This is a genomic window from Kitasatospora sp. NPDC001309 (assembly GCF_042896295.1).
Lineage (GTDB): Bacteria > Actinomycetota > Actinomycetes > Streptomycetales > Streptomycetaceae > Kitasatospora.
Genome location: NZ_JBIAXC010000043.1, coordinates 52,122 through 74,062, shown reverse-complemented (window position 1 = coordinate 74,062; position 21,941 = coordinate 52,122). Strand labels below are relative to the sequence as shown.

The window sequence follows — 21,941 nt, the reverse complement described above, 5'->3', positions numbered from 1 at the left end:
CGCGACGAGGAACGAGGGCGCACCATGGCCGCACCGACCACGGACGGACGGGTCCTGCGCGGGGAGGAGACCCGCCGGGCCGTCCTGCGCCGCGCCGTCGGGATCGCCTCCGTCGAAGGCCTGGACGCGCTGTCCATCGGCCGCCTCGCCACCGACCTCGGACTCAGCAAGAGCGGCGTCTTCGCCGGCTTCGGCTCCAAGGAGGAGCTCCAGCTCGCCACCGTCCGCGCCGCCCGCCGGATCTTCGCCGACGCCGTCCTCACCCCGGTCGCCGAGATCCCGCCCGGCCTCGCCCGGGCCCGCGCGCTCTGCGAGAGCTGGCTCGCCTACTCCCGCACCCGGGTCTTCCCCGGCGGCTGCTTCTTCTACCAGGTCACCGCCGAGTTCGACGCCCGCCCCGGCGCCGTCCGGGACGCCCTGGCCGGCTGCGCCCGGGAATGGCACGGCACCGTCGTCGAAGCCCTCGCCGGGGCCCGCGGCACCGGCGCCCTGCGCCCCGACGCCGACCTCGACGACCTCGCCTTCGCGCTGATCGCGGTCCTGGAGGCGGCCAACGCCCAGGCCGTCCTGCACCAGGACGACGCCCCCTACCAGCGGGCCGGCCGCCTCCTGCCGGGCCTGCTCCGCACCGCCGCCACCGACCCGGCCGACCCCGCGCTCGCCTGAGCCGCCACCCCGTACCCCCCGCTACCCCGTACCCGCCGCTACCCCAACGCCCGCTGCCCCAACGCCCGCTCCAGCACGGCGGCCCCGGCGAGCAGCCGCTCGTCCGCCCCCGCCGCGCCGACCAGTTGGAGACCGAGCGGCAGCCCGTCCGCCGTCCGGCCGGCCGGCAGGCTCACCGCGGGCAGACCGAGGAAGCTCCACGGCAGCGACATCACCCCGTTCCCGGTGTCGTGCAGGCCCTCCGGCGCCCCGCCGGTCGCCGAGGGCGCCAGCCACAGGTCCACCCCGGCGGCGGCCGCCGCCCCGGCCACCCGCTCCCGCAGCCCCTCCCGGAACCGCAGCGCGGCCGCCCGGTCCACCGCCGCGACCCCCTGCCCGACCCGGATGCTCGCCACCGTCTCCGGCCGGTACAGCCCGCCGAAGCGGGCGAACCAGTCGGCGTGGCTGCGGGCCAGCTCGAACCGGTTGACGACCTGCAACTGCCGCACCACCTCGGCGAAGTCGGGGAACAGCGGCACCCTGCGCACCGTCACCCCGGCCCGGACCAGCCGTGCCACCTGCTCCTCGAAGGCCCGCCGCGCGGCCGGCTCCGCCCGCTCCAGGTACGGCCCGTCCGGCACCCCGCACACCGGGGCCGCCGCCTCCCCCTCCCCGGGCCGCCAGTCCTCGCACAGCAGCGGGGCCACCAGTGCCGCGCCCGCCGGATCGGCGGTGAACACGCCCAGGGTGTCGAAGCTCGGCGCGTTCGGGACCACGCCCGCGAACGGGATCCGCCCGTACGTCGGCCGGAACCCCACCACCCCGCAGTACGCGGCCGGCCGGATCACCGAACCCACCGTCTGGGTGCCGATCGCCAACGCCACCAGCCCGGCCGCCACCGCCGCCGCCGACCCGCTGCTCGAACCGCCCGGGGTGTGCCCCGGCCGGTGCGGATTGCGGGTCGGGCCCGGGGCGGTCGCGGCGAACTCGGCGGTCACCGTCTTGCCCGCGACCATCGCCCCCGCCGCCAGCAACCGGTCCACCACCACGGCCTGCGGCCCGGCCAGCACACCCGGCGGCAGCGCGGACCCCGCGTGCGTGGGCAGGCCGTCCACGTGCACGATGTCCTTGATCCCCACCGCCACCCCGTACAGCGGCGGCCGCCCGGCCGGTTCCGGGTAGCGCGCGGCCAACTCCCTTGCCCGCGCCCGCAGTCGGTCGTGCCGACCAGGCTCCGCCACGAACGCGTGGAGCAGCGGGTCCACCCGCTCGACCCGCGCGCAGAACCGGTCGACGTACTCGGACAACCCGGGCGTGCCGGAGCGCAGCCCCGCGGCCTCGACGGTCAGCGACCGGGGCCGGACCAGCGATTCCTCCATACCGAGCACCGTAGCGCCCGGCCGCTCACTGGTGCTCGGCCGACAGGTACGGCGTCTCGCGCAGGAAGTACGCCCCGCAGGTGTGGCAGCACAGCTCCGGGGTCCGCCCCCAGTCCACCGCCTCCCGCACCGGCGCCCCGGGATCGAGTTCCCGGCCGCACATCGCCACGCTCTGCGACCCCCGGACCACGTGCCACAGCCGCACCCCTCCGGCCTCCCCCTCGGGGCCGAACTCGGCTCGCATCTGGTGCATCATGCCCCCATCGTCCGGCGGCCCCCACGCCCCGGCAACCGGAGCACCCTGCCTCCCGCCCCCGCCCGGGAGCACCGGCACCCCACCCCGGTAGGGTACGCGGGCGAACCAGTGCCGACGGCCCGCGCCGAAGCCTCAAATCGCCCAAAACCACCTGTATTTCGCCCAAAGATGGAGCTAGTCGCGTGCGCTCTTCCCGCCTTCTCGCCGCCTCCGCGCTGACGGCACTCGCCCTCTGCGCCACGGCCGGCGCCGCCACCGCGAGCGCCGTCGGGATCACCTCCCCGACCCCGGCCCCGACCGGCACCACGACCGCGACCACCGCCCCGAGCACCCCGGCCCCCGGCACCCCGGCGCCGAGCACCCCCGCGACCGGCACGCCGAGCGCCCCGGTCACCCCCACCGTCAAGCCGGTACCGAAGCCGACCGTCGACAACCGGTGCCACGGCGGCGTCTACCAGAGCGCCCTGCTCAAGGCCACCGGCACCGGCCTGTACGGGACCACCCTGGTCAAGGGCGGACCGGCCGCCGAGGTCACCGTGACCTGGGAGAACAAGAGCGGCGTCGACCTGCCCGTGGTCCACAACTCCCTGTACGTCACGGACGAGTTCGACGGCAACGTCCCGGTCCAGTGGAGCACCGCGTTCTTCGACGTCCAGCTGAACACCGGCGACGGCTGGAAGCCCGCGCAGCTCAACGACCGGAGCCTCATCACGCCCGAGTTCAAGCTGGCCAAGGGCGAGAAGCTCACCTACAAGGTCCGGATCGCCGCCACCGCCAAGGCCCCGGTCGGCCGCTACGGCGCCAACTACGAGGCCGGCTCGGACGCCTTCGACAACGACAAGGTCCCCACCCCGGCCAACAACAAGCCCCAGGCCTGCACCCAGTTCCTCGACGACTACCTGGGCGAGTTCCACGTCGCCGAGGCCGGTGGCGCCACCACCGCGGCCACCGTGCCCGCCGCAGTCGCCACGGCCTCCGCCTCCCCGTCGGCCGGCCCGCACCTGGCCGAGACCGGCAGCTCCTCCAACACCCTGCCGATCGCCCTCGGCGGCGCCGCCGTCCTGGCCGCGGGCGCCGCTACCCTGTTCGTCCTGCGCCGTCGCAAGGCGGGCGCGCACAGCTGATCCCGCGTGAAATGAACCGAGGGGCGCGGACAACCGTTCGGGCCCCTCGGTGGTCTTCCGGGAGAGCGACACCCGACCCCACCGCTGGAGCCCGCCGATGCGTCCCGCCCGCCTTCCCGCCGCCTGCACCCTGCTCGTGCTCACCGCCGGTCCGGCCGCCCTCGCCACGGTCCCCGCGTTCGCCTCCGACACCCCGACCACCGCCCCCGCGACGCCCACCGGGGCACCCACCGGGACGCCTTCCGAGACCGCGACGCCGACCCCGGTGCCGACCCCGGCGCCGACCGCCCCCGCCGACTGCCCGGAAGGCACCACCGCCGACCCGATACCGGCCACCGGCGGCACCGGCACCCCGGGCGAACTCGCCGTCACCTTCACCAACACCAGCACCGCCACGGTGAAGCAGCTCGCCACCACCGTGGCCCTCGCCGACGGCAGCGGCGGCCTCCCGCTGGAACTGCGCGCGGGCGCCGGAGCCTGGAAGCCCCTCACCGTCACCGGCACCCCGGCCGACACCGGCGCCTACCAGGTGCCCCAGGGCCAGCGGCTCACCCTCCAGGTCCGGCTCGCCGCCGGCACCCCGCGCGGCGACCACCGCCTCACCTTCACCGCCAGGTCCGAGGTCCTCCCGAGCGGCTCCGCCCCGGCGAAGAAGTACACCTGCCCCCAGCTCACCGCCGCCTACACCGGCACCCTCACCCCCGCCGACCACGCCCAGCCCGCCACCGGCACCACCCCCACCCACCTCGCCGACACCGGCGCCGGCACCGCCACCCGCCCCCTCGCCATCGCCGGCACCACCGCCCTCCTCCTCGGCACCACCCTCCGCCTCCTCACCCGCCGCCGCCCCACCACCGACTGACGGGCACCCGCCCGGACACGCTCAGGACGCAGCGCGCAGCAGCGCGCCGTCCTGCCACTTGAGGATCTTGTCGAAGCTCACGATGGCCCCGCGGAGCGGGTGGTTGCGGAGTTGGACGTGGTCGGTGAGGGCGTGGATGAGGAAAAGGCCGCGGCCGGATTCGGCGGTGAGGTCGGGGAGGGTGTCGAGGTCGACCGGGCGGAGGGTGGGGGCCGCGGGACGGTGGGGGAGGACGTGGGTGTCGTAGGGGTGGCCGTCGCGGCGGGGGCGGTGGGCGGTGAGGACGCGGGCCGGGACGGTGGCGCGGCCGCGGCGGGGGCGGCGGGGCGCGTGGCCGGCCGGGGCGGGGGCGGCCGGGCGGCGGGCGGGCGGGGCGCTGGGCGCGGGCAGGCCGGGGCCGGAGTCGGTGACCTCGATCCGCAGCCGGTCGCCGTTGATGGCGGCGGTGACCTGGAAGCCGTCGTCGGGCCGGCCGGTGGCGCCGTGTTCGACGGCGTTGGCGCAGGCCTCGGTGAGGGCGACGCCGAGGTCGTCGGCGATCTGGGGGTCGACGCCCGCGGTCGCCATGGCACCGAGCAGGATGCGCCGGGCCAGCGGAACGCTGGCCGGGTCGCGCTTGAGGTGCAGAGTCCACCAGATGTCCACGGGAGGTCCCTCCTGGCTGCGGCTCCACATACAACTAGGTATCTCCGGGCGATTCGGCGGTGAACCGTGCCCGGGGGCGGCTACCGCCCGTTCGGCGGATGGACTGGGGACGGGGTCTGTGCCGAAGGGCGCATGCGGTGGGGTGCACGCCGCGGCCGAACGGGGCATTCGTAGGGATTTCCCACCCTGCCCGTGTCGGCGGTGTACGCGATGAGATGATGGCCCGGCCATGACTGCCCTCCCCGCCGCCCCGTTCCAGGGCACCCCCGTCTTCGAGCGAGCGCAGCCGGCTCGGCCGGTGGGGGCCGCCTGGGACCTGCGGCTTGCCCGGGCGGTCCCGTTCGCGCTGGTGTGCACGCTGATAGCGGCCGCCGGGCACGCGCTGGCGGGTGGCGGGAACGTGCCGCCGGTCGCGCTGGCGACGGGCTTCGCCGCGGTGCTGGTGCTCGCGGTGGCGTGCGGCGGGCGGGAGCGTTCGCTGGTGGCCATCTCCGGTGCGCTGGGCGCGGGTCAGCTGGGGCTGCACTGCCTCTTCCACGGCCTGGGCGGCCACGGGATGCACGACGGCGTGCCGATGAGCGTGCCGCAGGCGGCCGGCCGGCTGATCTGCAACGAGGCCCGGCCGGGCACCCTGGTGGGCCTGCCCGCCGGCACCTCGCCGGAGCAGCTGGTCTCCTCGGCGGGTCTGGACCCGCACGCGTACGCCGCCGTGCCCTGGTGGCAGCAGGGCGGAGTGCTGGGGATGACGCCGTCGATGCTGGCCGGGCACCTGGCCGCCGCGCTGGTGGCGGGCTGGTGGCTGCGGCGCGGCGAGGCGGCGCTGTGGCGGCTGCTGCGGGTGGCGGCGTCGGCGGCCCGGGAGCACTGGGCGGAGCCGCTGCGCTCGGCGCTGGTGCTGGTGGCCGCGTTGCTGGGCGGTCTGTTCGGCGTGGCCGGTCCGGTCCGCCGGTTCGGTGCGGGGGGCGGCGGGAGCCGGCTGCCCGCGGGCGCGGTGCTGCGGCACAGCGTGGTGCGGCGCGGGCCGCCGTGCGGGGCCTTCGCGTACTGATCCGGCGTTGGCGCGCACCCCGAGGAGGGGTGTCGGCCGACCGGGTGCGGTGCGCGGTGTCCGGGCCGTTCCGTCCGTCCACGGCGACGGCGGCCCCTGGTCCTGCCCCCCACGTCCGCGCGTGCAGCCCGCCGCCGAGAGCGGCGGTCACGTGCCGAGCTCCGATCGGAGACCCCCCATCATGCGTTCCCTTCCCACCCGCCGTCTCGCCGCCGTCGCCCTGACCGCCGCCGCCTCGGTGGTGGCGCTGGCCGGCCCCGCCTTCGCGCACGTCACCGTGAACCCGGGTTCGGCCGCGCAGGGCGGCTACACGGCCGTCGACTTCCGGGTGCCGAACGAGAGCGACACGGCGAGCACGGTGAAGCTGGAGGTCAACCTGCCGCTGGACCACCCGCTGGCCTCGGTCCGGACCCTGCCGCTGCCGGGCTGGACGGCCGCCGTCGAGAAGGCCAAGCTCGACAAGCCGATCAAGGTGCACGGCAGCGACGTCAACGAGGCCGTCTCCAAGATCACCTGGACCGCCGACCCGGGCACCAAGATCGCCCCCGGCCAGTTCCAGGAGTTCCGGGTCTCGCTCGGCCCGCTGCCGACCGACGCCGACAGCATGGTCTTCAAGGCCCTGCAGACCTACGACAACGGCGACGTGGTCCGCTGGATCGACGAGGCCGCGGCCGGCCAGCCCGAGCCGGCCCACCCGGCCCCGGCCCTCAAGCTCACCAAGGCCGCCGGTGACGACCACCACGGCGCCTCCGCCACCGCCTCCCCGGCCGCCGGCGCCCACGGCGACAGCTCCGACCACGCCGCCTCCGCCGGCGACGCCAAGTCCAGCGACGGCACCGCCCGTACCCTCGGCGTGGTCGGCATCGTCGTCGGCGTGATCGGCACCGCCGTCGGCGTGCTCGGCCTGCGCCGCAGGAACAGCGGCTCCGCCTCCTGACCCCTCGCCGGCGGGGCCGTACCCCTCCCGGTACGGCCCCGCCGGCGGTCCACCGCGTCCGATCGGAACCACCATGCCCCGCACCGCCCGCTCCACCCGACTGGCCGGCGCCGCCGCCCTCGCCCTGGCCGCCGCGCTGACCCTGTCCGCCTGCGGCTCCTCCGGCGGCGGCGGTTCGACCGCCGCCAAGGTGACCCAGCAGAAGGAGGACACCCCGTACCAGGGCACCAAGCTGGCCAGGAACTTCGAGAAGCCGGACCTCCAGCTGACCGACACCTCCGGCCAGCCCTACGACCTGCGGCAGCAGACCAACGGCAGGGCCACCCTGCTGTTCTTCGGCTACACCAGCTGCCCGGACGTCTGCCCGACCACCATGGGCGACATCGGGGTCGCGATGAAGGCCCTCCCGGCGGAGGACCGGAAGAAGGTCAACGTCGTCTTCGTCTCCACCGACCCCCAGCGCGACACCCCCAAGGTGCTGCGCACCTGGCTGGACTCGATGGGCACCGACTTCATAGGCCTCACCGGCGACCTGGCGAAGGTGAAGACCGCGGCCAAGTCGCTCGGCATCATGATCGAGGACCCGGTGGTCAACGCGGACGGCACCGTCACCTCCACCCACGGCGCGCAGGTGCTGGCCTTCCTCCCCTCGGACGACAAGGCGCACGTGCTCTACATGAGCGGCACCGAGGAGAAGACCTACGAGCACGACCTGCCGCTGCTCGCCAAGGGGGTCGCGGCGTGATGGCGGCGAACCGACGGTTCCGCCGCTCGGCCCTGGCCGGGGCGGTGCTGGCGACGGTCCTCGGCGGCGGCGCGATACTCGCCGCCTGCGGGACGGGCGGCCCGGGCGGCGGCCCGTCGGACGCCGGTCCGGCGAAGCTGAGCGTGGCCGACTCCTACATCCCGCTGCCCCCGGCGGGCGGGATGGGCGCCGGCTACCTGACCGTCCGCAACGACGGCGGGCCGGACCAGCTGCTCAAGGTCACCAGCCCCGCCGCCGGGTCGGTCACCATGCACCGCTCGACCGCCTCGACCATGGAGCAGGTCAACAGCCTGGACGTGCCCGCGCACGGCGCGCTGCAGCTCGCCCGCGGCGGCACCCACCTGATGATCATGGACTGGCAGAAGGCCCCCGCCCTGGGTGACGAGCTGGAGCTCGACCTGACCTTCGCCAAGTCCGGCACCATCTCCGTCAAGGTGCCGGTCAAGGAGCTCACCTACCGCCCCGGCCAGAGTTAGGGGACCCGCCAGCATGGAGAAGGCCGCCCACCCCCGCAGCGCGTCACGGCCGCCGGCCGCGCGCCGCCGGAGCGTCCCGCTGCGCATCGCCGCGGCGCTGGGAACGCTCGGCACGCTGCTCGCGCTGATGCTCGCCGGCGCCGCCCCGGCGTCCGCGCACGCCACCCTGGACTCCACCGACCCGTCGCAGAACTCGGTGGTCGCCACCGCCCCGCCGGCGGTGACCCTGACCTTCAGCGAGGCGGTGTCGCTGTCGAGCGACTCCGTCCGGGTGCTCGACCCGGCCGGCAAGGCCGTGGACACCGGCAACCCGGCGCACGCCGACGGCAAGGGCAACACCGCCCGGGTCGGCCTCAGCAGCGGCCTCGCCAACGGCACGTACACCGTCGCCTGGCGGGCCGTCTCGGAGGACTCCCACCCGGTCGGCGGGGCGTTCACCTTCTCCATCGGCGCACCCTCGGACACCTCGGTGTCCACCACCGCGCTGCAGGGCGCCAAGGCCGACGGCCTGGTCGCCGCCCTGTACGGCACGGGCCGCACCGTCGCGTACGCCGCCTTCGCGCTGCTCGCCGGGGTCGCCGCCTTCGTCCTGGTCTGCTGGCCGGCCGGCGCCGCCCGGCGCCCGGTGCAGCGGCTGCTGATGACCGGCTGGACGGCGCTGCTGGCCTCGACCGTCGCGGTGCTGATGCTGCGCGGCCCGTACGAGCGCGGCTCCGGCGTCGGCCAGGCCCTCGACCTGTCGCTGGTGCGCGCCACCCTGGACGAGCGGATCGGCACCGCACTGGCGGCCCGGCTGCTGCTGCTCGCCGCGGCCGGGATCTTCCTGTCGCTGCTGGTCGGGCAGTTGGGGCAGCCGCCCAAGCCGGTCGCGACCGCGGGCCCGGGCTCGGGCTCGGGCTCAGACACGGACGCGGACGCGGACGCGGAACCGCACGACGACGACACCGAGGCCGCCGAGCTGCACGAGCTGGAGCAGCGGGCCGCCGCACGGCCGCAGCGCGAGGCCCGGATCGGCCTGGGCGTGGCCGGACTGGTGCTCGCGGTGGCGCTCTCCGCGACCTGGGTCGGCGCCGACCACGCCTCGGTGGGCATCCAGGTCTGGCTGGCCCTGCCGTTCGGCATCCTGCACCTGATCGCGATGGCGCTCTGGCTGGGCGGGCTGGCCTCGCTGCTGGTCGCGCTGCGCGAGGGCGTCGGCGCCGAGGTGGTGGACCGCTTCTCCCGGATCGCCTTCGGCTCGGTGGCCGTGCTGGCCGTCACCGGGGTCTACCAGTCCTGGCGGGGCCTGGGCAGTTGGAGCGCCCTGACCGGCACCGAGTACGGGAAGCTGCTGCTGGTGAAGACCGGCTGCGTGGTCGTGATGCTGGGCGTCGCCTGGATCTCCCGCAGCTGGCTGGCCCGGCTGCGCTCGGCCCCGGCCGAGGCGGCGGAGGTCGAACGGGCCGAGGTGCCCGAGCCGGTCGGCGCCGTCGCGCACGGCGAGGACCCGGTCCGGCGGGCCCAGTTGGAACGGCAGCGGGCGGCCGCGCGCACCGCCGGCCGCGAGCGCGGGCTGACCCCGACCCGGGCCGGGCTGCGCCGCTCGGTGCTGGTGGAGGCGCTGGTCGCGGTGGCGGTGCTGGTGGTCACCACGATGCTCACCAACTCCCCGCCCGGGCGGGTCGCGGGCGAGGTCAAGGCGGCCGGCAACGCCGCCCCGGCGGCGGCCGGATCGGCGCCCGCCCCGCAGACCGAGCCCGGCCGCACGGTGGAGCTCAAGCTGCCGTACGACACCAAGGGCCGGACGCCGAACGCCAAGGGCACCGCGACCGTCACCCTCAACCCGGCCCGGACCGGCCCGAACGAGGTCAAGCTCGCGCTGGACGGCGCGGACGGCAAGCCGGTGGACGTCCCCGAGGTGCAGCTGGCCTTCACCCTGCCGGACCGCGACCTCGGCCCGCTGCCGGTCGCGCTCACCGCGGAGGGCACCGGGCGCTGGAGCGGCACCACCCAGCTCCCGCTGGCCGGCACCTGGGTGGTCTCGGTGCAGATCCGCTCCTCGGACATCGACCAGACCACCCCCACCCAGCAGTTCAAGATCGGATGAGCGCGGTGGAGCACGACGAGACGACGAGCCCGGCGGGCTTCACCCGCCGCGCCCTGCTCGGCACGGCCGGCGCCGGACTGCTGGTCGGCGCCGGGGCGGGCGCGGCCGGGGCGGTCGCCTACGACGACCGGCCGGGCGCCGGGGCGGGGGCGTCCGGCGGCGGGGCCGGCGCGCTCGGCGCAGGCCGGGTGCCGTTCCGCGCCGAGCACCAGGCCGGCATCCTCGAACCCGCCCAGGCCCGCGTCCAGTTGGCCGCCTTCGACCTGGTCGACGGGGCCGGCCGGGACGGGCTGCGCGCCCTGCTGCGGCGCTGGACCGGGGCGGTCGAGCGGCTGACCGCCGGGGAGCCGGCCGCGGAGTTCGACAACCAGGTCGCCCTGGACGCCGGGCCCTACTCGCTCACCGTCACGCTCGGCTTCGGCGCCGCGCTGTTCGACAAGGCCGGGCTGGCCGACCGCCGCCCGGCCGCCCTCGAACCGCTGCCCGCCTTCACCGGCGACGCGCTGGACCCGGCGCGCGGCGACGGCGACCTGTTCGTCCAGATCGGCGCCGACGACGCGCTGGTGACGCTGCACGCCCTGCGGACCCTGCAGAAGCTGGCGGCCGGCACGGCGGCCCCGCGCTGGCAGTCGGCCGGCTTCGCCCGCACCCCCGGCGCCGCCGCCCGCCCGGTGACCGGGCGCAACCTGATGGGCCAGATCGACGGCACCAACAACCCCAGGCCCGGCGAGGACGGCTTCGCCGCCAAGGTGTTCTGCGCCCCGGGCGGGGACCAGCCGGCCTGGCTGGCCGGGGGCTCGTACCTGGTGTTCCGGCGGATCCGGATGCTGCTGGACCACTGGGAGGAGCTGCCGGTGGACCGCCAGGAGCGGGTGATCGGCCGGCGCAAGTCGGACGGTTCGCCGCTGAGCGCGCCGGCCGGCTCGGGCGAGGGCACCCCGGTGGACCTCGCCGCCCAGGGCCCGGACGGCGCTCTCGCCGTCCCCGCCGACGCCCACGTCCGGGTCGCCGCCCCGGCGGGCAACGGCGGGGCGGCGATGCTGCGGCGCGGCTTCTCGTACCACGACGGGGCGCTGCCGGACGGCTCGCCGGACGCCGGCCTGCTCTTCCTCGCCTTCCAGGCCGACCCGCGCAGGGGCTTCACCCCGGTGCAGCGCAAGCTCTCCCGGGGCGACGGGCTGTCCCGCTTCCTCCGGCACGAGGCGAGCGGGCTGTACGCCGTCCCCCCGGGGGTGCCGGCCGGGGGCTACCTGGGGCAGCAACTCCTGGACGGGTAGCGCCCGCGCGCGAGGAGCGGTCCCGGCCACCGGAACGCGGTCATGCCGGGGCCGCGGACTCGTTATGGTGACTGCTTCGGCACCACCCCGCTCGGGCAGCACCCGGCTCGGGCACCACCCCCCTGGCAACGGAGGCGTCATGTCGGCCACCCGCTACACCTACCTCGGCCCGGCCGGCACCTTCACCGAGGCGGCGCTGCACACCCTGCCCGAGGCGGCGACCCGGGAGCTGGTGCCGCTGTCCTCGGTGGCGCTGGCGCTGGAGGCGGTGCGCGCCGGGGAGGCCGCCGGGGCGTTCGTGCCGATCGAGAACTCGGTGGAGGGCGCGGTCACCGCGACCAACGACGAACTGGCCGCCGGCGCACCGCTGATGATCTACCGCGAGGTGCTGCTGCCGATCACCTTCGCGCTGCTGGTGCGGCCGGGCACCGAGCTGTCCGGGGTCAAGACGGTGACCAGCCACCCGGTGGCCCAGCCGCAGGTGCGCAAGTGGCTGGCGGCCAACCTGCCGGACGCGGTCTGGGAGTCGGCCGCCTCCAACGCGGACGGCGCCCGGCTGGTCGCCGAGGGCCGGTACGACGGGGCGTTCGCGGGCGAGTTCGCGGCGCCGATCTACGGGCTGGACCCGCTGGTCAAGGAGATCGCGGACGCCCAGAGCGCGACCACCCGGTTCGTGCTGGTCGGCCGTCCGGGGCGGGTCTCCTCGCCGACCGGGGCGGACAAGACCTCGATGGTGGTCTGGCTGCCGGACGACCACCCGGGTGCGCTGCTGGAGCTGCTGCAGGAGTTCGCGGTGCGCGGGGTGAACCTGATGCGGATCGAGTCCCGGCCGACCGGCGAGGGGCTGGGCAGCTACTGCTTCCTGATCGACTGCGAGGGGCACCTGTCGGAGCGGCGGGTGGCCGAGGCGATGATGGGGCTCAAGCGGATCAGCCCGCAGGTCCGGTTCCTCGGCTCCTATCCGCGCGCGGACCGGCAGGTGTCCAAGCACCGGCGGCCGGGCACGTCGGACGAGGATTTCACCGCGGCGGCGGACTGGCTCTCCCGGGCACTCGACGGGCGCGGGGACATCTGATTCCCCGAGGTGGGCCGGCTCCGGACAGCCGAGCGTCATCTCGTGTCTTTCCGACCTTTTCCGACCGTTATCGACCGGCCCGACCGAACGCGGCGGGTGACCGTACCGTCATCCACAGGAACGCCGCGCTCCGGGGGCCACTGTCCACAGGCGTCCCCGCTGTCCACAGCCGGAAGTTATCCACAGGCCTGGGGATGAGTCGACAAACCGGTATAGCCATTGCCCAGAACTGGTCGGACCATCGGTTTGCGTCGCAGAGATGACTTATCGGACCAGAGTCACCCGCTTGCCTGCAAATCACCCGTGCGAGTGCTTCAATTCCCTCACCCGAGAAGGTTCATTGAGGTTTGAAACCTCAATTCCCTGGTTTCGATCAGCGGATCCCGATCCCCGCCCCCCATCCACAGGCCCGGGGCCGGGCCTGTGGATAACCCGCCCCCGGCCTGGGGGCGGACGGTTCTCCACCGGAGTTATCCACAGGAACCGGTGGGTTATCCCCAGGGGAAAACCGGTACCGGTGGAGGAACGGCCGCCCGGTACGCTTGGGCCTGTGATTGACCTTCGCCTGCTTCGTGAGGACCCTGACCGAGTGCGCGCCTCGCAGCGCGTCCGTGGCGAGGACGTCGACATCGTCGACGCCCTCCTCTCCGCCGACGAACGGCGCCGGTCCTCGGGCAGCCGCTTCGACGAACTGCGCAACGAGCAGCGGGTGCTCGGCAAGCAGGTCGCCCAGGCCAAGGGCGACGAGAAGACCGCCCTGCTGCAGCGCACCAAGGAACTGGCCACCGAGGTCAAGGCCGCGGACGCCGAGCAGAGCGCGGCCAAGGAGGAGGCGGACCGCCTGCTCCGCTCCCTGGCGAACCTCATCGACCCGGCCGCCCCGGTCGGCGGCGAGGAGGACTTCGTCACCCTGGAGGAGATCGGCACCCCGCGCGACTTCGCCGCCGAGGGCTTCGAGCCCCGCGACCACGTCGAGCTGGGCCAGCTGCTGGGCGCGATCGACACCGAGCGCGGCGCCAAGGTCGCCGGTGCCCGCTCCTACTACCTGACCGGTCCCGGTGCGCTGCTGGAGCTCGCCCTGGTCAACATGGCGATCGCCCAGGCCACCGCGGCCGGCTTCATCCCGATGATCACCCCGGCCCTGGTCCGCCCGGCCGCCATGGACGGCACCGGCTTCCTCGGCCAGGCCGCCGAGAACGTGTACCACCTCCCCGAGGAGGACAAGTACCTGGTCGGCACCAGCGAGGTCCCGCTGGCGGCGTACCACATGGACGAGATCATCGAGGCCGACAAGCTGCCGCTGCGCTACGCCGGCTACTCGTCCTGCTTCCGCCGCGAGGCCGGCACCTACGGCAAGGACACCCGCGGCATCATCCGGGTCCACCAGTTCGAGAAGGTGGAGATGTTCGTCTTCACCACGCCCGAGGACGCGGAGAACGAGCACCGCCGCCTGCTCCAGTGGGAGAAGGACTTCCTCAACGCGCTGGAGCTGCCGTACCGGGTGATCGACGTCGCCTCCGGCGACCTCGGCTCCTCGGCCGTGCGCAAGTTCGACATCGAGGCCTGGATCCCGACCCAGGGCAAGTACCGCGAGGTCACCTCGACCTCCAACACCACCGAGTACCAGGCCCGCCGGCTGTCGATCCGGATGCGCGAGGACGGCAAGACCCGCCCGCTCGCCACCCTGAACGGCACCCTGGTCGCCGTGCCGCGCACCATCGTGGCGATCCTGGAGAACCACCAGCAGGCCGACGGCTCGGTCGTCGTGCCCGAGGCGCTGCGTCCGTACCTCGGCGGGCGGACCGTCCTCGAGCCGGTCAAGTGACCTCCTCCACCCACCTGATCGGTGGCGACCTGCCCTACCGGCTGGTCGCCACCGACCTCGACGGCACCCTGCTCACCAGCGCGGAAACCGTCTCCGAGCGCACCCGCGCCGCGCTGGCCGCGGCCACCGGCGCGGGCGCGCTGCACATCGTGGTGACCGGCCGCTCGGCCGTCTGGGCCCGTCCGGTCTTCGACGAGATCGGCTACACCGGGATAGCGGTCTGCGGCCAGGGCGCCCAGGTCTACGACGCCGGCGCCCACAAGCTGCTCACCTCGCTCACCCTGGACCGCCGGCTCGCCGCGGTCGCGATCGAGAAGATCGAGGCCGAGACCGGCCCGCTGGCCGTCGCCGCCAACCAGGACGGCCTGGACGGCCAGGTGCTGGCCGGCCCCGGCTACGAGCTGCTGATCGGCTCCGACCTCCCGGTCGTCCGGGCCGAGCGCGGCGAACTCTTCGCCTCCCCGCTCAGCAAGCTCTACATCCAGCACCCCGGGCTGACCGACGACGGCCTCGCCGAGGCCGCCCGGCGCGCCGCCGGCGACCTGGTCGGCGTGGTGATGGCCGGCCCCGGCGTGGTCGAACTGCTGCCGCTGGGCCTGTCCAAGGCCACCGGCCTGGCCGTCGCCGCCCGCCGCCTGGGCGTGCGCGCCGCCGACACCATCGCCTTCGGCGACATGCCCAACGACGTGCCGATGTTCGGCTGGGCGGCGCACGGCGTGGCCATGGCCAACGCCCACGAGGAACTGCTCGCCGTCGCCGACGAGGTCACCGCGGGCAACGACGAGGACGGCGTCGCGGTCGTCCTGGAGCGCCTCTACCCGACGCGCTGAGCGCCCCCCGGGACACGTTCACGGACGGTTCACCCCCAGTTGTAGGATGACCGGGCACGTGGTTGTAGGATGACCGACGACCGATGAGCGGTGTGCGAAGGGAGGCCCGGCATGAGCGGCGACGGCAACGGCCTGCAGGCGGCCGGGCGGCGTTCCCTGGTGGACACCGCGATCGACCGGCTGCGCGAGCAGCTGGCCGGCGGAGCCTGGCCGGTGGGGTCGCAGATCCCCACCGAGCACGAGCTGGCCGAGCAGCTGCAGGTCGGCCGCAACACCGTGCGGGAGGCCCTCCGGGTGCTGGTGCACGCCGGGATGCTGGTCTCCCGGCAGGGCGAGGGCACCTTCGTACGGTCCACCAGCGACCCGGCGGCGGTGCTCCGCGGCGTCCAGCGCTCGGGCATCCGGGACGTCCTGGAGGTCCGCGCCGCGCTGGAGACCGAGGCCGCCCGACTGGCCGCGCTGCGGCACACCCCCGAGGACGTCCGGCGGATGCGGGCCGCGCTGGCCCGTGAGGCCGAGGTCTTCGCCCAGCACTCCGAGCGGGCCGGCCGCCAGGCCACCGTCGAGCACGACCTGGAGTTCCACACCGCCATCGTCGAGGCCGCGCACAACCCGGCGCTGGCCGAGGTGTACCGCTACTTCGGCGCCTCCGTGCGCGAGGCGATGACCTCCGCCTTCGGCGACCACGAGATGCCCGAGGCGGTCGTGGCCACCCACGAGGCGCTGGTGGACGCCATCGAGAGCGGCGACCCGGACCGCGCCGAGGCGGCGTGTCGGGCGCTGCTCGCCGAGCCCACCGCGGCCGTCGAGCAGCTCCTCGCGGCCATCGCGGCCCGGAAGTAGGACGGCGCAAGCCCCGCTTCCGCACGCAGCCCCGCTGCCTGCTCCCTCCCGTCCTGCCCTCCCGTCCTGCCCTCCCGTCCTGCCCGCGGCCGGTGGAGGCCTCCTCCCGCCGTGCCCGCGCCACCCCCGAGCCCCGGAAAGAACAGCACACCCATGGCCGTCACCCGCGCCCCGCAGCCGGTTGTCACCACTGCCGCCCCGCTCCCCGTCCGCAGCCGGCTGGCCCACCCCGCGCTGCTGCTGACCGGCATCCTGCTGGTCGCGCTGAACATGCGCGCCTGTCTGGCCGCGATCTCCCCGATGGTCGGCGAGATCCAGCGCACCTTCGGGCTGTCCGCCACCGCGGGCGGGCTGATCACCACCATCCCGGTGCTGTTCCAGGGCGTCGGCGCCCCGCTCACCCCCCGGCTGACCCGCCGGTTCGGCACCGAGCGGGTGGTGCTCGGCGCGGTGCTGGTGCTCGGCGCCGGCGTGCTGCTGCGGGTGCTGCCCTCGGTGTTCGCGCTGTACGCGGGCTGCGTGGTGATCGGCGTGGCCATCGCGGTGCTGAACGTGTCGATGCCGGGCCTGGTCAAGCGGGAGTTCCCGGACCGCGCGGCCACCATGACCGGCGTCTACTCGACCACCATGCTGGTCGGCGCCACCCTCGCGGCCGGCACCTCCGTCCCGCTGGAGCACGCGCTCGGCGGCGGCTGGCGGGCCTCGCTCGGCGCCTGGTCGCTGCTCGCGCTGATCGCCGCGGTGGCCTGGCTGCCGCAGGTGCTGCGCTCCCGGCAGGCGAAGGCCGGGGCGGCCGCCCCCGCCCGGGACGACCGGCCCGGAGGGGCCGCCAGGGCCGGCAAGCCGATCGAGGGCATCTGGAAGTCCCCGCTGGCCTGGCAGATCAGCCTGTTCATGGGCATCTCCTCGCTGCTGGTCTACACCCTGGTCGCGTGGATGCCGACCATCCTGGCCGACCACGGCATGGACCGCGGCCAGGCCAGCCTGGTCTTCGCCTACTCCAACCTGGTGCAGGTGGCCGGCGCCTTCCTGGTGCCGCTGATGGCCGGCCGGATGACGAGCCAGCGCGCCCTCGCCGTCACCATGGCCGTCCTGAACGGGCTCGGCATCGCCCTGCTGCTGGTCGCACCGGTCTCCGGCGCCTGGGTGTCGGCGACCATCCTCGGCCTGGCCCAGGGCGGCTCGCTCGGCCTCGGCCTGGCCTTCATCGTGCTGCGCACCGGCACCGCGGCCGGCGCCGCCCAGCTGGGCGGCATGTCCCAGGCGATCGGCTACCTGGTCGCGGCGGCCGGCCCGGTCGGCGCCGGGGCGCTGCACCAGCTCACCGGCGGCTGGGACGCCACCCTGGTGCTGATGCTGGTGCTGGTCCTGGTGGTCGGCGCGGCCGGTCTCGGCGCCGGACGGAACCGGACCCTGTAGGACACCCCCGCAACGCCGACCGGCCCGGACTCCGTGGGAGTCCGGGCCCGGTCGCGCGAGGCGCGGCCTACTCCTCGGCGGCCAGGGTCAGCCCGGCCAGCTTCACCGAGGCCAGCACGGTCGCCCCGACGGCGACCACCAGCAGCAGCGGGACGGCCGCCCCGAGCGACACGTCGGCGCCGATCGCGTTGTCCCCCGCGACCGCCTCGGCGACCGCCCGGCCCCACTGCTGGACGCTCAGCGTGCGGGCGCCCTCGACGAAGTTGCCGATCAGCGACTCCCAGATCAGCGCGTACGCCAGCCCGGCCACCACCGCGTGCCGGGTGACCACGCCGAGCAGCAGGAACAGCGCGCTGTACACGGCCCCGGCGACCAGCACCGCGACGGTGTAGCCGAGCGCCACGCCGTCCTTCGTCCCGTACAGCAGCAGCCCGGCGAGCAGCGTCGGGACGGCGGCGAACACCCAGGTGGTGCCGATCGCGACGGCCAGCTTGGTGGTGATGATCTGCCAGCGCGGCAGCGGCTTGGCCAGCAGGTAGACGATCGAGCCGTCGTCGATCTCGGTGGCGATCACCCCGGTGCCGATCACCAGGCCGAGGATCGGCAGCAGGGTGCCGAGGTCCAGCTGGCCGAGGATCTTGACGGTCAGGCTGTGCGCGTCGCCGCTCGACCCGGCGGCGATCGCCGCGACGATCAGCAGCAGGGCCGGGGCCACCAGCAGCAGCGCGCCGCGGCGGCGGCCGAGCAGGCCGCGCAGGGTCAGCCTGGCGACGGTCGGGTTCATGGTCGGTCGACCCCTTCCTGGGTCCGGTGGGTGGCGCGGGTGGGGCCGGGGGTCATGCCGAGACCAGGTAGGAGAAGACGCTCTCCAGCGACTCGTCCGCCGGGGACACGGTGTACAGCCGGATGCCGGCCTCCCGGGCGACCCTGGGCAGCAGGGTGGTGAAGCCCTGGAAGTTCACCGCCTCGATCCGCAGTGCCCGTTCCCGCTCGTCCACCTCGATGCCGGTGGTCGAGCCGTCGGCGATCAGTGCGGCGGCGAGCCGGCGGTCGTCGCTGGAGCGGACCAGGTAGCGGTGCGGCCGGTCGGTCATCAGCCGCCGGATCCGCCGGAAGTCGCCCGAGGCGGCGTGCCGTCCGGCCACCACCACCTCGATGTGCCGGGCCAGTTGCTCGACCTCCTCCAGGATGTGGGAGGAGAACAGCACCGTCCGGCCGTCCGCGCCGAAGCGGCGCAGCAGCTCCATCAGCTGGAGCCGCTGGCGCGGGTCCATGCCGTTGAAGGGCTCGTCCAGCAGCAGCACGGCCGGGTCGTGGACCAGCGCCGAGGCCATCTTGACCCGCTGCTTCATGCCCTTGGAGTACGTCCCGGTGCGGCGGTCCTTGGCGGGCGCCATCTCGACCAGGTCGAGGGCGCGCCGGGCGGCGGCGCCGGGCTGCGGCAGGCCGTGCAGTTCGGCGTTGGCGAGGACGAACTCCCAGCCGGTCAGGTAGTCGTACATCGACTCCCGCTCGGGCACCAGGCCGATCTGCCGGTACACCTGCTGGTTGCGCCAGATCTGCGCGCCGTCCAGGGTGACCGCGCCGCTGGAGGGGGCGAGGAAGCCGCTCATCATGTGGATGAGGGTGGACTTGCCCGCGCCGTTCGGCCCGAGCAGCCCGGTGATGCCGGGGCCGATCGACATGGAGATGTCGTTGACCGCGACCACGTTCCCGAACCAGCGGGAGACCTTGTCGATGGTGATGGTGGCCATGCCGCCCTCTCAGACCTTCTCGTAGCGGCGCAGCAGGAGGCGGTAGGAGCCCGCCACCATCGCCGCGGCGACGAGTGCGAACACCAGCGTGCCGAGCGCCCCCGGGGCGTGCCGGCGGTCGATCCCGGACCCGAGGTCGAAGACCTGGTTGACCAGCGCCTCCACCAGGCCGTTCGGCGAGATCAGCGACGTCCACTGGGCCGCGTCCGAGCCGCCCGGGCCGGGGCTGCTGATGCCGACCACGACCGCGGCGAGGGTCGAACTCACCACCAGGTAGCCCATGATGGCGGCCACCCCGAAGCCCCGGCGCGGGGTGCTCGCGGCGATCACCAGGGCCACCGAGGTGGGCACCAGGGCGTAGAGCACGGCCGCCACCAGGCCGTAGAGGAACTGGCCGGTGTTGTGCCCGAAGTCCATCCCGGCGAGCAGCGCGCCCGCGTACAGCACCAGCAACGGGGCTGCCATCAGCAGGAACTGGGCGCAGGCCATGGCGCCGAACTTGGCCCGGACGTAGTCGGCGCGGGTGATCGGACGGGAGAAGTACAGCGGGACGGTGTGGTAGCGGAGGTCCCGGGAGAGCAGCACCGGCGCCTGGGCGGCGAGGAAGATCGACACCACCAGGCCGAGGCTGGAGAGGTAGCCGGCGTACTCGACCGGGAGTTCGTCCCGCTTGAGGTAGACCGCGCCCGCGACGAAGATCATCGCCGGGACGGTGACCACGCCCAGCAGCAGCATCGGCAGCACCTTGGACTTGCCGGAGCGGCCCAGGCCGTAGGCGGCGCGCAGGCTCTGGGTGAAGAGCGAGCGGGTGGCGTAGGCGCGGCCGAGGCGCGGACCGGTGTAGCCGCGGTAGCCGATGTCGTGGATGACACCGGTGTCGGCGGCCCTGGTGTCAGGAGGCTGCGGCATCGTCCGTCCCTCCCCTGCTGCTCCGGTCGTCGCCGTGGGGCGCGTCGTACGCCATGGCATCGGCTTCCTCGTGGTCGGTGAAGAGTTCCGCGACCCGGTGCCGGCGCTGCTCCAACCGGACCAGGCCGAGGCCGAGTTCGGCGACCGTGTCGCGGATGGTGTCGTAGGTGTCCTCGCCGTCCAGCCGGACCAGCAGCAGGTGCGAGCCCTCCGCCCGGACGTCCAGCCCGGTGGCGGCGAGGCGCTCCCGGACGGTGGCGCCGGGCTCGGCGGCGGTGTCCTGCGGGAAGTCGGTGACCTCCACCGCGAGGACGGCGGTCGCCTCGGTGAAGGAGGCCGTGGAGGAGGAGCGCAGCAGCTTGCCGCCGTCGATCACCACCAGGTGGTCGCAGGTCCGCTCCAGCTCGCCGAGCAGGTGGGTGGTGACCAGCACCGAGATGCCGAAGTCGGTGTGCACCCGGCGGATCAGGGCGAGCATCTCGTCCCGGCCGGCCGGGTCCAGGCCGTTGGTCGGCTCGTCCAGCAGCACCAGCTTCGGGTCGTGCACCAGCGCCTGGGCCAGCTTCACCCGCTGCTTCATGCCGGTCGAGTAGCCGCCCATCGGGCGGTACCGCTCCTCGTACAGGCCCACGTGCCGCAGCGTGTCCGCGGTGCGCTCCCGCGCGGCGGTCGCGGGCAGCCCCGCCATCCGCGCCATGTGCACCACGAACTCCGTCGCCGAGACGTCCGGTGGCAGGCAGTCGTGTTCGGGCATGTAGCCGACCTGTTCGCGGATCTCCGAGCCCCGGGTGGCGATGTCCAGGCCGAGCACCTCGCCGCGGCCGGACGTCGCCGGGGCGAGCCCGAGCAGGATCTTGATCAGGGTGGACTTGCCCGCCCCGTTGGCCCCGACCAGCCCGACGACCCCGGGCTGGACCTCGACGGTCAGCTGGTCGAGCGCGGTGACCCGGGGGAAGCTCTTGGTGAGGCCCTCGGTCTTGATGACAGCAGTGGACACGCCCTCAACGTAACGGTCCCGCGCCGCAGGGGCCATGAGCTGGAATGACGAGGCTTCCCGGGGGCGTCTGCTGCTGCGGTATGACGTGGGGACCGATCTCCCCTAAGGGTCGCGGAGCCGGGGTGTGCCCGGGGCGCCGGGGCGCCCACCGTTGAGGCGGGCGGCCCGGCGCCGGGCCCGGCGTCGGCTCAGGAGCTGGGGCGCTCCCACATCTCGACGACCTTGCCGGAGGCGTCGAGGGCGACCTTGTAGGTGCCGCTGTTGCAGGGGTACGAGCCCTTCTGGTTGCCGGGCGTGGCGATGCACTCGTTGATGTGCTTCACCAGCTCGGCGACGACGACGTCCTTCGGGGCGGCCACGACCGACTTGAGGTGGCCCTTGGCGCCGGGGGCGAAGGTCGCGCTCTTGTCGGCGCCCGTCGGTTCGAGGGCGACGTCGTTGACGCCGCAGGCGTCCTTGGTCTCCTTGTAGACCAGCGTCGTCGCGCTGGTGCCCTTCACCGGCTCGATCCACTTCTGCCCGGCGGGCAGCGGCTCGTGGGTGCAGAAGCCCTCCGGGCCGCCGTCGGTGGGCTTGCCGGCCGGGGCGGGCTTGCCCGTCCCGGTGGCCGGGGCCGCGGTGGGCGAGGCCGCCCCGCCGGTGGCCGGGGCGGCGGTCGCGGTGGAGGCGCCGGCCCCCTGGGTCGACGGGTCGTCCGGGCCGCAGGCGGCGAGGCCGAGCGCGGCGGTGGCGACCAGAGTGGCGACGAGCAGTCTCCTGGATGCGGACATGATGAATGAACCCCCGTT

The 21,941-nt window shown here is 74.6% G+C and carries 22 protein-coding genes; 14 read left to right on the top strand and 8 right to left on the bottom strand.

Annotated features, from left to right (window positions below; genetic code table 11):
• The first annotated feature begins 24 nt into the window (after positions 1 to 24).
• On the top strand, positions 25 to 666 hold the full coding sequence (locus ACFY2K_RS33295) for a TetR/AcrR family transcriptional regulator (protein WP_380530905.1): 642 nt from the start codon (positions 25 to 27) through the stop codon (positions 664 to 666).
• Between the two features lie 38 nt (positions 667 to 704).
• On the opposite strand, the gene ACFY2K_RS33290 is transcribed toward ACFY2K_RS33295, so the two are convergent.
• The gene (locus ACFY2K_RS33290; protein ID WP_380592104.1) at positions 705 to 2,024 is read right to left on the bottom strand and encodes an amidase; all 1,320 of its coding nucleotides are present in this window, start codon (positions 2,022 to 2,024) and stop codon (positions 705 to 707) included.
• Between the two features lie 25 nt (positions 2,025 to 2,049).
• Positions 2,050 to 2,280, bottom strand: a complete 231-nt coding sequence (locus ACFY2K_RS33285; protein ID WP_375896724.1) for a hypothetical protein — start codon at positions 2,278 to 2,280, stop codon at positions 2,050 to 2,052.
• A 182-nt stretch (positions 2,281 to 2,462) separates the two neighbouring features.
• Between ACFY2K_RS33285 and ACFY2K_RS33280 the strand changes: the two genes are divergently transcribed.
• On the top strand, positions 2,463 to 3,404 hold the full coding sequence (locus ACFY2K_RS33280) for an LAETG motif-containing sortase-dependent surface protein (protein WP_387716387.1): 942 nt from the start codon (positions 2,463 to 2,465) through the stop codon (positions 3,402 to 3,404).
• A gap of 97 nt (positions 3,405 to 3,501) precedes the next feature.
• Positions 3,502 to 4,266 carry a hypothetical protein gene (locus tag ACFY2K_RS33275; RefSeq protein WP_387716385.1) on the top strand — a complete coding sequence of 255 codons (765 nt, stop codon included), beginning with the start codon at positions 3,502 to 3,504 and terminating at the stop codon, positions 4,264 to 4,266.
• A gap of 21 nt (positions 4,267 to 4,287) precedes the next feature.
• On the opposite strand, the gene ACFY2K_RS33270 is transcribed toward ACFY2K_RS33275, so the two are convergent.
• The gene (locus tag ACFY2K_RS33270) at positions 4,288 to 4,911 is read right to left on the bottom strand and encodes an ATP-binding protein (RefSeq protein WP_380592108.1); all 624 of its coding nucleotides are present in this window, start codon (positions 4,909 to 4,911) and stop codon (positions 4,288 to 4,290) included.
• A gap of 229 nt (positions 4,912 to 5,140) precedes the next feature.
• Between ACFY2K_RS33270 and ACFY2K_RS33265 the strand changes: the two genes are divergently transcribed.
• From ACFY2K_RS33265 to ACFY2K_RS33215, 11 genes are all read left to right on the top strand, one after another.
• Positions 5,141 to 5,959 carry a hypothetical protein gene (locus ACFY2K_RS33265; protein ID WP_380528380.1) on the top strand — a complete coding sequence of 273 codons (819 nt, stop codon included), beginning with the start codon at positions 5,141 to 5,143 and terminating at the stop codon, positions 5,957 to 5,959.
• A gap of 181 nt (positions 5,960 to 6,140) precedes the next feature.
• Entirely contained in the window at positions 6,141 to 6,896 is a 756-nt protein-coding gene (locus ACFY2K_RS33260) for a YcnI family protein (RefSeq protein WP_375895249.1), read from the top strand.
• Between the two features lie 73 nt (positions 6,897 to 6,969).
• A complete protein-coding gene (locus ACFY2K_RS33255; protein ID WP_380528382.1) occupies positions 6,970 to 7,641 on the top strand; it encodes an SCO family protein in 672 nt (223 codons plus the stop codon).
• The gene (locus ACFY2K_RS33250; RefSeq protein ID WP_380592110.1) at positions 7,641 to 8,138 is read left to right on the top strand and encodes a copper chaperone PCu(A)C; all 498 of its coding nucleotides are present in this window, start codon (positions 7,641 to 7,643) and stop codon (positions 8,136 to 8,138) included. The genes ACFY2K_RS33255 and ACFY2K_RS33250 overlap by 1 nt, the downstream gene beginning before the upstream one ends.
• Positions 8,139 to 8,151: 13 nt before the next feature.
• Positions 8,152 to 10,224 (top strand): FixH family protein, encoded by a 2,073-nt coding sequence (locus tag ACFY2K_RS33245; RefSeq protein WP_387716382.1) that lies wholly within the window; start codon positions 8,152 to 8,154, stop codon positions 10,222 to 10,224.
• Positions 10,221 to 11,501, top strand: coding sequence for an iron uptake transporter deferrochelatase/peroxidase subunit (efeB, locus tag ACFY2K_RS33240; protein ID WP_387716380.1), 1,281 nt, complete (start codon positions 10,221 to 10,223; stop codon positions 11,499 to 11,501). Before ACFY2K_RS33245 ends, efeB begins: the two co-directional genes overlap by 4 nt.
• Before the next feature lie 139 nt (positions 11,502 to 11,640).
• Positions 11,641 to 12,576 carry a prephenate dehydratase gene (gene pheA, locus ACFY2K_RS33235; protein WP_375895263.1) on the top strand — a complete coding sequence of 312 codons (936 nt, stop codon included), beginning with the start codon at positions 11,641 to 11,643 and terminating at the stop codon, positions 12,574 to 12,576.
• Positions 12,577 to 13,126: 550 nt separating this feature from the next.
• Positions 13,127 to 14,401: a serine--tRNA ligase gene (gene serS / locus ACFY2K_RS33230; RefSeq protein WP_375895266.1), complete on the top strand. Its 1,275-nt coding sequence runs from the start codon at positions 13,127 to 13,129 to the stop codon at positions 14,399 to 14,401.
• Positions 14,398 to 15,231 carry an HAD family hydrolase gene (locus tag ACFY2K_RS33225; RefSeq protein WP_375895269.1) on the top strand — a complete coding sequence of 278 codons (834 nt, stop codon included), beginning with the start codon at positions 14,398 to 14,400 and terminating at the stop codon, positions 15,229 to 15,231. Before serS ends, ACFY2K_RS33225 begins: the two co-directional genes overlap by 4 nt.
• A gap of 111 nt (positions 15,232 to 15,342) precedes the next feature.
• Positions 15,343 to 16,074 (top strand): FadR/GntR family transcriptional regulator, encoded by a 732-nt coding sequence (locus ACFY2K_RS33220; protein WP_375895271.1) that lies wholly within the window; start codon positions 15,343 to 15,345, stop codon positions 16,072 to 16,074.
• A gap of 153 nt (positions 16,075 to 16,227) precedes the next feature.
• Complete coding sequence (locus ACFY2K_RS33215; RefSeq protein WP_380592115.1) at positions 16,228 to 17,493, top strand: CynX/NimT family MFS transporter; 1,266 nt, start codon at positions 16,228 to 16,230, stop codon at positions 17,491 to 17,493.
• A 67-nt stretch (positions 17,494 to 17,560) separates the two neighbouring features.
• Here ACFY2K_RS33215 and ACFY2K_RS33210 read toward each other — a convergent pair whose 3' ends face one another.
• The 5 genes from ACFY2K_RS33210 to ACFY2K_RS33190 all read right to left on the bottom strand — a co-directional run bounded on the left by ACFY2K_RS33210 (position 17,561) and on the right by ACFY2K_RS33190 (position 21,923).
• Positions 17,561 to 18,277, bottom strand: coding sequence for an ABC transporter permease (locus tag ACFY2K_RS33210; RefSeq protein WP_375895275.1), 717 nt, complete (start codon positions 18,275 to 18,277; stop codon positions 17,561 to 17,563).
• 52 nt (positions 18,278 to 18,329) lie between these two features.
• Positions 18,330 to 19,247, bottom strand: a complete 918-nt coding sequence (locus ACFY2K_RS33205; protein WP_375895278.1) for an ABC transporter ATP-binding protein — start codon at positions 19,245 to 19,247, stop codon at positions 18,330 to 18,332.
• Positions 19,248 to 19,256: 9 nt separating this feature from the next.
• Positions 19,257 to 20,156 carry an ABC transporter permease gene (locus tag ACFY2K_RS33200; RefSeq protein ID WP_375895281.1) on the bottom strand — a complete coding sequence of 300 codons (900 nt, stop codon included), beginning with the start codon at positions 20,154 to 20,156 and terminating at the stop codon, positions 19,257 to 19,259.
• The gene (locus ACFY2K_RS33195) at positions 20,140 to 21,189 is read right to left on the bottom strand and encodes an ABC transporter ATP-binding protein (protein ID WP_375895284.1); all 1,050 of its coding nucleotides are present in this window, start codon (positions 21,187 to 21,189) and stop codon (positions 20,140 to 20,142) included. The genes ACFY2K_RS33200 and ACFY2K_RS33195 overlap by 17 nt, the downstream gene beginning before the upstream one ends.
• A gap of 152 nt (positions 21,190 to 21,341) precedes the next feature.
• Entirely contained in the window at positions 21,342 to 21,923 is a 582-nt protein-coding gene (locus tag ACFY2K_RS33190) for a hypothetical protein (RefSeq protein ID WP_380528396.1), read from the bottom strand.
• Positions 21,924 to 21,941 lie beyond the last annotated feature (18 nt).